Genomic DNA, 11,465 nt, shown 5'->3' with positions numbered 1-11,465 from the left:
ACTTCCTATCCAAGGCGGGCCCGCGGGGATTTTCGTCCCCTCGGTTGTTGACCGACGGCTCTTCGAACCCCGGACCATCTGGTTAAAAGCCAGGTGCTCTTTCTAGGGAGGCTCAGCCCTGCAAGCCCCCTACCTAGCTGAGCTACGGGCCCATTGGCAAGTGCTTCCGGCGATGCGGATTTGGCAGAAAAGAGTGCCATTATTTAAAGCTTGGGTATGCGGATGCTGATTTTTCAATGGATAAGATTACCAGATTATTCAGCTCCTTCCCTTTGAATTTTTATCGAGAGGTTAGAAAACATCATTTTTCACACCTCAAGCTTGCACCTCAAACCCTTACTGAGATCTGACCGGAAATGCTCCATTTTCTTGGAATTACATTTTCTTGGAATTATATAGTTAAAGCGAAACTTCCCCGTAAATCGCAGCAGCCTTCCTGAAAAATCTGCGAAATGCGCGTTAAAATAGATTATTCCATCAATGTTCACTCGAGGGTAATATATCTCCATCTGGGTGAAAAAAATTGAATAAGGCTGAGAGTTCGAAACCACTCACGTATAAATATAAGTAGCATAATCATGCCTCGGCGAGCGCTATGGAAAAAGAGAAGATTTGCAGTTCATGCGGGATAAGGTTGATTGGCAAGAGTATTACCTTTTTCCCTTGTCCACAATGTGGAAAGACAGAGATTGGGCGATGCCCTCAATGTCGCGATCAAAGTGTAGCCTATTCATGTGCTAATTGTGGTTTCTCTGGACCTTAAGGTGATTGCATGGGAAAAGTGGCGGTTACATTCAATCTCCTTCCAGAGGATACTACATTTGATATGGAAGGACTGAAGAATAGGTTACCTGGATTGCTGCCTGAGGGAGTTCAGCCTTATAAAGCAGAAGTGAAGCCTTTCGCTTTCGGATTAAAGGCGCTGGAGATAATCTGCATAATGGACGATGCCAATAATGTATTGGAAGAGTTAGAGGAGAAGTTGCGCTCCATTGAGGGTATCCAAACAGTGGAAAACACAGGTATAACACTTATATGAGGATTCTCGACTATTAGATGAGAATTCATTCTGGCATGGCAGGGATTACACCAGCCTTCATCTAGGCCTCCATTTCTTGGCGGGCGCGGGAAATAATAAAGTGAACATTTAGGTTGAGTTCTTTCTTTCCAAGTATATTCTTTGCCACCCCTTGCTCTATGGCCTTCATGCCCACGGCGACCGCCACTCTTGGGAAGACCTCCCAATCCGCCATCGACGGGATGATGCATGAAGGAGAAAGACCCTTTTCCTCGGCGGCAAGTGCCAATTCCATTGCTGCGGCTAAGCACATCTCTTCGGTAATAGAGCTAGCCCTAACATCGAGAACCCCCCTGAAGATTGCCGGGAAAGCCAAGGAGTTATTCACCTGATTGGGAAAATCCGAACGCCCAGTGGATACAATCTTCGCCCCTGCCTCCATGGCTTCCCAGGGCCAAATTTCAGGTATAGGGTTAGCGGTCGCGAACACGATGGCATAGTCGGCCATCGAGGCCACCATGCTTTTGGTCACTATTCCTGGGCCTGGCCGTGAAGCTGCTATCACCACATCCGCATCTTTGATCGCTTCGCTAACTCCTCCCACTTTTCCTTCCCTGTTTGAATGGATAGCGATGTCCCATTTTTCTCGATAATCTCTCTTCAACTCCTTGCGCCACGGACCAAGTATACCGCGGGAATCAGTCATAACAATCCTGCCAATATCTGCGCCAGCAGCTACCAGTAGGCGAGAGATTGCCATATTAGCCGCTCCCGCACCTATCATGGCGATGTCGATTTTCTAAATACTCTTCCCCACCAACTTGAGAGAGTTGATTAGAGCGGCTAGAACAACAGTTGCGGTTCCTTGCTGATCGTCATGCCAAACAGGAATGTCCAAACTGGATCTAAGAGAATCCAATATACGGAAGCATTTAGGCTGGAATATATCTTCTAGATTGATTCCCCCGAAAGAAGGGGACAACAATTCCACTGTGCGGACGATTTCTTCCTCTTCTTTCGTGGCCAGACAAATAGGAACCGCGTCCAATCCCCCCCAAGTGCTTGAAGATGAGGGGCTTTCCTTCCATAACAGGAAGACTAGCTAGAGGGCCGATATCACCTAGGCCAAGCACTCTTGTTCCGTCCGTAACGACAGCTACCATATTCCATTTATTTGTATAAAGATAAGCTAACGAAGGATCATTCTCGATCTCTTTGCATGGCTCTGCAACTCCAGGCGTATACCATGTCGCGAAGTCGCAAACATCTCTCACGGGACACTTTGGGGCTATGCCAATTTTCCCCTATAGAAAAGATGTTTCTTCGACGCGAGAAGTGCCGGCTCATTCGCTTTTCTCCATTTTTCCTCTATAGCTATCTCATTGTGCGCATCAATATCAGGCCTTTGGGGAAGGGGCACTTCGTCCATATCAACACCGACCTACTCGACATTATTTTCATTCCAGAGGCAGATATTTAATCATATAGACTTTATATCTGGTTGAGTAGCATGTACATCGATGTCACGGCTCAATGTATCACGTAAAAAAGATTAACTTTTAATTAATGCCAGTAGCGTTATTTTATATGTAAATTTAATTTTATATTTTTATATTTAATTTTTATATAACCATAATTATTTATTCGAATGCTTATTGCTTATTATTATTTATTAATCATTAGTTTGTCTTTCAAATATTATTACTTTAATTTAAATCTCCTTTTCACGTAGGAGTCCTTTAAGAGAATCGAAAATGGGTTTTACTGGCTTCTATTCTGATTGAAGCGATGGCTAAGGAGCGGATTTGATATCTAAGAATGACTTAGAGTGAGGTGAAATGAAGGTAGTCATCTTAGATGGATACATTGACGAGCCGGCTTCTTTAGGCGTCCCGCCCTACAGCTCCCCCTTGCTTCGAGCTACCGCTGGCGCCGCCATATCTGCTGGCTCCGAGGTAATGGTTGTGACTATAGATCATGTTAGGCGCGGGAGTTTGCCCGAGGGAGAGGTGCTTGTGGTATTGGGAGGTACTGCCGTCCCTGGCAGGTATCTAAGGGCAGCTCCGGCTTCAGGTAAAGAAATCATCAGAATAGCCTCTAATTTCCGCGGGAATAAGCTTCTGGGAGGACCTGCAGCTTTGGATGATACGCTCGACAAGAGGTCCTTCAATCTAGTGTCTCGCAAAGACCCCGCTGCTATGCTATTCGACTTTCTGAATGGCTTAGAGCCGAATGAGCGTTGGCGCACACCTCAAGAATGGGAAGATTGGCTGAGAAAAGGCGCGTCCGCTGTCATGGCGCACCCCGATTTCCCACAGCCCCTAATCGCAGAGATCGAGACCTTCAGGGGATGCGTGCGCTATTCAAGTGGCGGATGTTCATTCTGCGTTGAGCCCCTGAAGGGAAAGCCTGTGCACCGCAGGCCGAAAGATATCATATTGGAAGTGAAAGAACTCCACCGCCTAGGAGTGCGCAATTTCCGCTTGGGAGCACAGACCTGCTTCCTGTGTTACATGTCTGAGGGGGAGAGTGAAACGCCTACACCTAATCCCCAGGCTGTCGATGAGCTCCTCCAAGGGATTAATGCGCTCGGAGTGGATGTGCTCCATCTCGATAACGCAAATCCTGCGGTAATCGCCACTCATGCCGAGAAATCCGCGGAAATTCTCCATAGTATAGTAAGGTATTGCACTAGTGGGAATGTGCTGGCACTGGGCCTGGAGAGCGCTGACCCCGCCGTGGCTGAGGCCAATAATCTCAATGCTACTCCCGAGCAGACTTTGGAAGCAATTAAGCTCATCAATCAAATCGGTAGGGAAATAGGACCTACAGGCCTTCCAAAGCTACTACCTGGATTGAATTTCATCATCGGTCTGGATGGTGAGTCAAAAGAGACCCTGAGATTGAACTTGGAATTCCTTAGAGAAGTGAGGAGGGAAGGGCTCTGGTTAAGGCGAATCAACATACGTCAGGTAAGCCCTATAAGACGCCATTTCAAACGCCGCATTTCTCACTCCGATTTCCTGCGCTTCAAGGAAAAGGTAAGATTAGAGATAGATAAGCCTCTTCTACAGGAGATGCTCCCCTTAGGGTCCCGGCTTAGCAAAGTGTACACCGAGATTTACGAGGGTAATCATACCTTTGGTAGACAGGTGGGAACATATCCTATTTTGGTTGGCTTCGAATATCCCCTGCAGCTTGGGCGCTTCGTGGATTGCAAAGTGGTGGGATGGGGAGAGAGAAGCGTTACCGCGGTGGAATACCCCTTGGACCCTAATACATGTCCCCTGGCCGCGTTGGCTTCTCTACCGTCTATTGGGTTAAAGAGGGCAAGCCGTTTGGTGAAGGGGCGCCCATATTCCAATCTGCAAGAGTTAGCCTCACAGTTGGATGATTCCTCGATAGCCGCCTCGATTGCGCCTTTCCTCTCGTTAGGTGATTGAGAGCGAGGCTTTTATGGACCTTTGGTCTTAGCTTGCATGATGAATTCGAAGGAGCTAGCCCGCTATCCCTTCCTTAAAGGCGCGGGGGAGATGGTGAAACAGTCTGGCATAGAGCTGGAGGATCTCCTTCTCAAAACAGCGCTCCAGGAAGCGAGGACAAGAGGAAAGAAGCGGGTGCTGAGCGCCATCGAATCAGGCAGGGTTAGCGATAATCCTATGGCCACTGAAGAGGAAAGGCTGCAGGAGGTCCTGAGCTACCCCTTGGCGCGCATCCTAGTCTCGTGCGTGGGGGATGGGTTCCTTATCCGTCGCTATGCCCTGGCAGAGGCTAAAACCGCTTACGAACGGATGCAGACTGAAAAAATGGAGCTGCTCATGCAAATCGCCCAAGAATTGGGCGTGCAAGCGGAATTGATTGAAGGTATCCCTAGACTACACTTCTCGGACTTCCTGCGCCTTACATCCTCGCTGAGGGACAGGAAGTGGAAGTTAGTTAATACAGAAGTTAAGAGAGGAATGGTTTCGCTGCCTAAAACGAGCTTCGCTAGAGTACTGGAACAGGCTCTCTACGATAAAATAGAGGATGAGTTGCCTTTGCCTGTTAACAAATGGATGATGGATGCGCTTCGTCCTGATGTGGTAGAATTGCGAAGGCTTGCTGAAGAGATGAAAGATCGCTATCAGGCAGAAGACTTGGGAGAAGCTGATGTGGAATGCTTCCCCCCGTGTATGAGGCGCCTGGTGGCTTTGGCCCAAGCAGGGGAGAACATTTCACACCCAGGCAGGTTCGCCCTCACCTCTTTTCTATACGCAATAGGTCTGAGCAGAGAAGAGATATTGAGAATCTTCTCCGGATCACCTGATTTCGACGAGTCTAAGACCAAATATCAGATAAACCATATTACGGGAGAGATATCTGGCACTACTTATACCCCTCCTGAATGCTCGACCATGAGGACTAATGCTGTTTGCTTCAACGCTGATGATTTGTGCAAGTTGGAATGGGTCAAGCACCCTCTCATATACTATCGCTATCGTTTAAGAAAGAAAAGAAGGCAGCCAATGAAGGAAGAGGACCATTCGAAGGTCATCTCTAAAGAGAAGCCGATGCGACTCCAAGCAGGAGTCCCACCTAACCAAAAAGCAAGCAGCTCAAATCCCAAACCTGAGACATAAAAAAAGAATGTTCGTTACGTCTTCAACGTAATGCTACTGAATTGCGAGTTGGAGTTATAGCACACCCACCTTTTTCAATAGAAAGTGCGTTGAGATATGCGGGTTAGCATCAACTCTCAATAATATGCTAGGTTATGTCTTTATGACCATAACCCCAAATCGAAGGCGAGCTCTATTTCAAGGCTCTCCAAGTGCCATAGGCACGTTGCAATGCAGTCAGATTGCCCACCACAGCGAACCATATCATCATGATCTCAAAAATTGTGAGTGATAAGGACGCGAAGTCCAAAGTTCTGATGCCGTATGCTTCTAGCACGGCCTGAACGACGCATGCTATCACCATTAGCACCAAGCGGTCCGCTCTTCCCAACAGTCCCGCATATTGCCTCCCAATGCCCACCGCCTGGGCCTGAGTGCCCATATACGAAGTCAGGAGAACACCTACCATGGCTAGAATACCCAGGTACGGATCGCACCACGCACTGAAGGCTACGGCTCCTATCATAAGGACATCAGCATATCTGTCGATAACATGATCCACGAAGTCCCCTCTCTTACCTGCTTTACCTGACAATCTAGCCACTTTTCCATCCAGGGCATCGAGGAAACCGCTTAGAAGGATGATGAGAGAGGCGAGGGAAAGGAATGCGATGGTGAGGTGCTGATAAGAGAGATAGATTAGCAAAGCTGCTAGAGCCGCAAGCAACAGAGATGATAGAGAGATAAGATTAGGGTTGATGTCAGCGAATGCGCGGGCAGCTGGCTCCAATATGAATTCAGCCTTCTTGCGCTGGGCATCTAGAACCAATCCAACACCTCTTCGCTCCAGTCAAGATGACCAGCTTCGTACTTCTTCTTTTCTCCTCCCAATATCTCCTCCACTGCATCCGCCGTCTCCTTCACTGAGCGGTTGGTGGTATCTATCTCCAGAACTTCCTTTCCCGTATCCAATGCCTCTATCAAGATGACATCCAAAGCTTCTGCCTCCAAATTCTCCCTAATTTTATGCTCCGGGTAGCCTCGCATCTCTAGCCTGCTTCTCAACACACTGGGACGACAACGTAAAACGATGATGTATTCCACATCGAGCTCGTGCGCAAAATGGCCTATGACGATGGCTCCTTCGGGAATGTCTTCATGCGACATGGCAGAGGCCAGTTCTTCGATATCGACTTCATAGCTGCATCGTTTCCGGTCTATCCCTCCCAAAAGACCTTTGTTCTGAATGAAGCGATTCAGCTCGATTACGCAATGGCCTCTTTTGGCTAATTCTTCGCCCACCGAAGTCTTCCCCGTCCCAGGCGTGCCGCTCAAGGCTATCATCAGTTAAGCAGATGAGAAGTCGACAATAAAACATTCTTTGAGGTTGGATGTGAGGGATGGGGAGAAGCGTCCCCGTGAACCTTCTTTCCCTACCGTGCCCCTATAGAGGCAAGGAGACACCTACGCCTGATTATAAAAAACCGACTGGAGCATACTCAACAATAGTTTATAGCTATTCTTAAGGTTGATAAGCGGTGGGTAGAAATCTAGAATCTTGACGCCAAAGAATCGTAAAAGGAAAGCTTCAGCTTGGCGCTCTGCGAGCGCTCCTTTACAAGGGCGAGAAGGCCCGGAGGAGCCGCCACCGTGAATTCGAAGGGATACCTAACGTCCATAAGCCAAAGCTTCTCAGGTGGGGCTAGACCGAATTGGATGTCCTCACCCTCCAATGCTCTCCGTACATCCTCTTCGTGCCTCCTTCCGGCTCCCACCTCTCGGAGGGCAGCGACAATTCGTCGAACCATGTTGCGAAGGAACTCTCTGGCCTCCAAGTCTATGACTAAAAAATCGCCCGTGGGCGTAACCGATAATTTATCTAGAGTTCTTACGCTGGACCACCCATCGGGTTTGCAGAAGCGACGGAAATCATGTTCACCGAGGAAAAGCCCAGCGCATTTTTCCACGCGGGATATGTCGAGGCCCTGGCAAGGAAGGAAGTAGCGATACCAGCGCGCCTGGGCGCGCCTGGGCGAGAAGTTCTTGGGAACTTCGGCCCAAGCATAGAAGAAAACACTTTCTGAGACCGCGTTTAGAGCTTTAAGAAGGGACCGCCCGCGGAAGGAAGTGTCGAAAGCCACCACGTTGCCTAAGGCACTAACGCCTCTGTCCGTGCGGCTAGCAGTACGGAATCTCGCCGTTTGCGGGTCTTCTATGGCTTTAATGCGGCGCAGCGCTCTTATGACCTCAGCTTCTACTGTCGGTACCTCTGGCTGACGCTGAGAACCAAAGAAGTCCTGACCATCATAGGCCAATTTGACCGCTGCTCTCCAGGTCATGACATCACGGTTAAGTATGCAGGTGGCATTTAGATTTCGCTTACATGCCTGTCTTCCGCATAATCCTGGTCTCACCCAAGCACGACGGTAACATAGGTGCTGTAGCGAGATCCATGGGCAATTTTGACTTCAAGGATTTGGTTTTGGTTAATCCATGCCACATCACTGAGGAGGCTTACAAGAGAGCCAAGCACGCCGGTGATATCTTAAGAGGAGCCAAGATCGTAAAGGATTTTGACCAGGCAGTCGAGGAATGCGACCTGATCGTGGGTACCAGCGGCATCATAACACCAGGCGAAAAACATTATTTGCGCATCCCTGTCTCAGCCAAGGATTTCGCGGAGCGGGTGAGGGATTTTGAGGGGCGAGTCGCCATCCTCTTTGGACCTGAGGATACAGGCTTGCGACAGGAAGAGCTGATGCGCTGCGATATGCTGGTCCATATACCAGCCAGCGAACAATATCCTGTACTCAATCTCTCTCATGCCTCGTCCATAATAATGTATGAGCTGTTCCAGGTGCGGCCCAGGCCGAGTGGGCCAAGGGTTACGAATGAGCTGGAGAGGGAGAAGCTCTACCAATTCTTCGACGACCTCTTGCAAGCGATCGATTACCCTGAGTTCCGCAGGGAGCGTACCAGGATAATGTTCAGAAGGCTGATGGGTAGGGCCATACCCACAAAATGGGAGTTCCATACCATCATGGGTGTCCTGGGGGACGCGGCTAAGAAGATTAGAGCTTTGGAAGAGAGAAAAGGACCTTAGACGGTGAAACGCGATATTACCTCGCGCTGGGATATAGGCACTTTGTTGTAGATTTCATCAGCAATCTCCGCTATACCAGTCACCACAGCGATTAGCCTTATAGTGCCCTCGAACCTTTCATCCATGCGCGCTCCGAATATCACATTCGCCTCAGGATCAAGATTCGATGTGAGAGCGTTCATCACTTTATGCAACCTCTTCAAAGTAAGGTTGCTTCCCCCCGTTACATGAACTAGGGCACCTGTGGCGCTGCAGATAGGATAGTCGAGTAAAGGATTATTAAGAGCGTCCTTGACCACGCCTTCGGGATCTGAGTTTTCCCCATAAAGCACCGTGGAGACGCCACCGTGACGTACAATGGTCTTTAAGTCCGCGAAATCCAGGTTTATGAGGGAGCGCTCGGTAATAGCTTCCACTATGCCCTTTACCATCTCGGATATGAGCTCATCCATGACCGAGAGCGCCTGATGCAAGGGAAGGTTGGCCACCATGTCTAAAAGGCGATTGTTGTCCAGAACGAGGCAGGTATCAGAGCAGGCTCTCAAGGCGCGAAGCCCTCGGACGGCCAGCCTGCTCCTTGATCCTTCCATGTCGAAGGGCATGGTGGCTATGGAGACGACCAAGGAGCCACACCTTTTAGCTATGTCCGCTATCACCGGTGCGGCTCCAGTGCCGGTCCCACCTCCCATACCTACCGTCACGAAGGTTAGGGAGGCGCCCTGCAGCAACTTGGAAATCTCTGATGCTGCATTCTCTGCGCATACCCTCCCTATTTCTGGATTCGCCCCAGCCCCGTTGCCATTGGTTATACCTTGCCCGATGAGGAGACGTCTGTGAGCTTTGATCTTGGCCAGGGCTGGACGGTCGGTGTTGATGGCTATAGTCTCCACTCCTTGGAGACCAATCTCGTTCATCCGGTCGACGGAATTGCATCCTCCGCCTCCACATCCGACGATGACGATGCGTGGCTTGCCTGCGCTCGCCAGGTCATCATCGGTGATGTACTCCCACCCCACTTGAACACCCCATCCTGCGTCCAAGCAGCGCGCTTACTTCATCTCCTCCATAGCGCGGTTAAGGCGCTTACGGACATACTCCCTAACCGCATTTCGGATCGCGTCGTCAATGGATACCGAATCCCCTTCCTGGACCAGGGCCTCCAGCTCCACCACGTTGCCTTTAGGAAGTTCCACCGTAATCCGCTCTATGTATTCCGGAGTAAAGTGCTTCTCCACGAAGGAATCCAAAGCCGCCCTAATCGCGTCTGATATGGTTGGGAACTTCCCCTTCTCCACCAATTGTTGGAGGGCGTTCAGCTTGTCAGCTGGAATCCTTACCGTGATCCTTTCGGTGTCTCCCATGGCACAACTCCGCGCGCGCTTTTGTCCGACTATTGTCGGACATCCGTATGTATTCTCATGGGGGTTATTTATAGATTGGCGAGTGAAACAACCACCAGGACTTAGTTACTGAAGTCTCAAAGAGGGTTTCTGAGTTCCCTTGCATTCGTGTAATGCTGGGATGATCTTACGTTGGTAGGAAAGAATATAGGAGTCTATGAGTTCTCAACATGGATTAGGGACAAGTGAATGCAACGCATACCTATCTTTGACAATCACCTCCATCTGAGTCCAGAGGGGCGCAACGTCGAGGCGGTAAAGGAATTCGTAAAAGAAGGAGGGACCCACTTCATACTTTGCCATCTTCCTTACGCGAGCGTTCCCATAAACAAGGGTGAGGATTTTCTCCGTTCTTATGAAATCACTCTGCAGTTAGGGGAAAAGTGCCGGAAAGAGGCCGAAGTGGGCGTGGATATCATTATCGGACCGTATCCCGTGCTTTTACTAGATCTCGCTAAGAAACATGGCCTCTCAGAAGCCATGAATATAATGCGCCAGGGCATGGAATTGGCTCAGAGCTTGGTCCGTGAAGGAAAGGCTGTAGGCATAGGGGAGATTGGAAGACCGCACTTTCCCGTTTCCGAAGAGATTATGGAAGCTTCGAACGAGCTTATGTCTTATGGTATGCAATTGGCCAAAGAAGCTTCTTGTCCTGTAATCCTGCATACAGAGAGCGCTACACCTTCTACCATGCTAGAAATAGCTAGAATGGCGGATCGGGTGGGGCTCCCGCGTGAAAAAGTGGTGAAGCATTATTCGCCCCCTTTAGTAAAGGAGGAGGAGAACTCAGGCCTTTTCCCATCGATATTGGCAAGCCGAATGGCAATGACCGAAGCCTTGTCCAAAGGAAAGCGGTTTTTGGTTGAGACCGATTATTTAGATGATCCGAAGCGGCCAGGCGCGGTCATGTCCATAACCACAGTGCCTAAGCGCACAAAGGCCCTGTTGAAAACAGGGATAATGAGCGAGGAACAAGCATATGCTATTCATCAGGAGAATCCCGGAATAGTGTACGGCATTACGGTGAGATGCTGAGTCATTTTGGATTGCCTTCAGATCCTGATTTGGAACCTTGAGAACTCGTTCCTGAAATCACTCCATTTAACTTCAACCTTGTCTATTCTTGCTCTCGGATGTTCCTCTCGCAACCGCCGCACCACCTCCTCAATGGCTAGCTTCTCCCCTTCGAAGCAGGCTTGAACCGAGCCATCAGGAAGATTTCGTACCCAACCTGTTACCTTCTCCTGATTGGCGAAGCGAGCCGTATAATCCCTAAAATGAACTCCCTGCACTACACCGGTGAAGCGCACGTCAGCCCTCACCTTCATGGTTAAATGATTGTCGGG

16 protein-coding genes and 1 tRNA gene are annotated in these 11,465 nt (G+C 49.5%); 6 read left to right on the top strand and 11 right to left on the bottom strand.

Features of this window, described 5'->3' with window-relative positions:
- Nucleotides 1-15: 15 nt before the first annotated feature.
- Nucleotides 16-152 (bottom strand) — tRNA-Lys (locus QW520_05465).
- Nucleotides 153-595: 443 nt separating this feature from the next.
- Between QW520_05465 and QW520_05460 the strand changes: the two genes are divergently transcribed.
- Nucleotides 596-763, top strand: a complete 168-nt coding sequence (locus tag QW520_05460; GenBank protein MEM0449251.1) for a zinc finger domain-containing protein — start codon at nucleotides 596-598, stop codon at nucleotides 761-763.
- Between the two features lie 9 nt (nucleotides 764-772).
- A complete protein-coding gene (locus tag QW520_05455; protein MEM0449250.1) occupies nucleotides 773-1,039 on the top strand; it encodes an elongation factor 1-beta in 267 nt (88 codons plus the stop codon).
- Nucleotides 1,040-1,100: 61 nt separating this feature from the next.
- Here the strand turns inward: QW520_05455 and QW520_05450 are convergent, their stop codons facing one another.
- Genes QW520_05450 through QW520_05435 form a run of 4 tightly spaced genes read right to left on the bottom strand, consistent with a single transcriptional unit; the run spans nucleotide 1,101 to nucleotide 2,447 of the window.
- Nucleotides 1,101-1,802: an NAD-dependent malic enzyme gene (locus tag QW520_05450; protein MEM0449249.1), complete on the bottom strand. Its 702-nt coding sequence runs from the start codon at nucleotides 1,800-1,802 to the stop codon at nucleotides 1,101-1,103.
- A 15-nt stretch (nucleotides 1,803-1,817) separates the two neighbouring features.
- Nucleotides 1,818-2,066, bottom strand: a complete 249-nt coding sequence (locus QW520_05445; GenBank protein MEM0449248.1) for a hypothetical protein — start codon at nucleotides 2,064-2,066, stop codon at nucleotides 1,818-1,820.
- Nucleotides 1,951-2,292: a hypothetical protein gene (locus tag QW520_05440; GenBank protein ID MEM0449247.1), complete on the bottom strand. Its 342-nt coding sequence runs from the start codon at nucleotides 2,290-2,292 to the stop codon at nucleotides 1,951-1,953. Before QW520_05440 ends, QW520_05445 begins: the two co-directional genes overlap by 116 nt.
- 14 nt (nucleotides 2,293-2,306) lie before the next feature.
- Nucleotides 2,307-2,447, bottom strand: a complete 141-nt coding sequence (locus QW520_05435; protein MEM0449246.1) for a hypothetical protein — start codon at nucleotides 2,445-2,447, stop codon at nucleotides 2,307-2,309.
- A 409-nt stretch (nucleotides 2,448-2,856) separates the two neighbouring features.
- Here QW520_05435 and QW520_05430 point away from each other — a divergent pair, with 409 nt between their 5' ends.
- Entirely contained in the window at nucleotides 2,857-4,461 is a 1,605-nt protein-coding gene (locus QW520_05430; protein MEM0449245.1) for a radical SAM protein, read from the top strand.
- 36 nt (nucleotides 4,462-4,497) lie between these two features.
- Entirely contained in the window at nucleotides 4,498-5,637 is a 1,140-nt protein-coding gene (locus QW520_05425) for a DNA primase large subunit PriL (GenBank protein ID MEM0449244.1), read from the top strand.
- Between the two features lie 172 nt (nucleotides 5,638-5,809).
- Here QW520_05425 and QW520_05420 read toward each other — a convergent pair whose 3' ends face one another.
- From QW520_05420 to truA, 3 genes are all read right to left on the bottom strand, one after another.
- Entirely contained in the window at nucleotides 5,810-6,445 is a 636-nt protein-coding gene (locus QW520_05420) for a CDP-alcohol phosphatidyltransferase family protein (GenBank protein MEM0449243.1), read from the bottom strand.
- Entirely contained in the window at nucleotides 6,436-6,960 is a 525-nt protein-coding gene (locus QW520_05415; GenBank protein ID MEM0449242.1) for an adenylate kinase family protein, read from the bottom strand. The genes QW520_05420 and QW520_05415 overlap by 10 nt, the downstream gene beginning before the upstream one ends.
- A gap of 206 nt (nucleotides 6,961-7,166) precedes the next feature.
- Complete coding sequence (gene truA / locus QW520_05410; protein ID MEM0449241.1) at nucleotides 7,167-7,955, bottom strand: tRNA pseudouridine(38-40) synthase TruA; 789 nt, start codon at nucleotides 7,953-7,955, stop codon at nucleotides 7,167-7,169.
- 44 nt (nucleotides 7,956-7,999) lie between these two features.
- Here truA and QW520_05405 point away from each other — a divergent pair, with 44 nt between their 5' ends.
- A complete protein-coding gene (locus QW520_05405) occupies nucleotides 8,000-8,719 on the top strand; it encodes an RNA methyltransferase (GenBank protein ID MEM0449240.1) in 720 nt (239 codons plus the stop codon).
- On the opposite strand, the gene ftsZ is transcribed toward QW520_05405, so the two are convergent.
- Together ftsZ and QW520_05395 are read right to left on the bottom strand one after the other, a co-directional pair.
- Nucleotides 8,716-9,759, bottom strand: a complete 1,044-nt coding sequence (gene ftsZ / locus QW520_05400) for a cell division protein FtsZ (protein ID MEM0449239.1) — start codon at nucleotides 9,757-9,759, stop codon at nucleotides 8,716-8,718. The two genes, QW520_05405 and ftsZ, sit on opposite strands and share 4 nt — an antisense overlap.
- A 9-nt stretch (nucleotides 9,760-9,768) precedes the next feature.
- The gene (locus QW520_05395) at nucleotides 9,769-10,080 is read right to left on the bottom strand and encodes a ribbon-helix-helix domain-containing protein (GenBank protein ID MEM0449238.1); all 312 of its coding nucleotides are present in this window, start codon (nucleotides 10,078-10,080) and stop codon (nucleotides 9,769-9,771) included.
- Nucleotides 10,081-10,308: 228 nt separating this feature from the next.
- Here QW520_05395 and QW520_05390 point away from each other — a divergent pair, with 228 nt between their 5' ends.
- Nucleotides 10,309-11,154 (top strand): TatD family hydrolase, encoded by an 846-nt coding sequence (locus tag QW520_05390; protein MEM0449237.1) that lies wholly within the window; start codon nucleotides 10,309-10,311, stop codon nucleotides 11,152-11,154.
- Between the two features lie 17 nt (nucleotides 11,155-11,171).
- Here the strand turns inward: QW520_05390 and QW520_05385 are convergent, their stop codons facing one another.
- A complete protein-coding gene (locus QW520_05385; protein MEM0449236.1) occupies nucleotides 11,172-11,447 on the bottom strand; it encodes an acylphosphatase in 276 nt (91 codons plus the stop codon).
- Nucleotides 11,448-11,465: the final 18 nt, after the last annotated feature.

The organism is Methanomassiliicoccales archaeon, assembly GCA_038740345.1.
Lineage (GTDB): Archaea > Thermoplasmatota > Thermoplasmata > Methanomassiliicoccales > UBA472 > JAJRAN01.
Note: the sequence above shows the minus strand (reverse complement) of the source record. Positions and strands in the feature narration are given on the sequence as shown.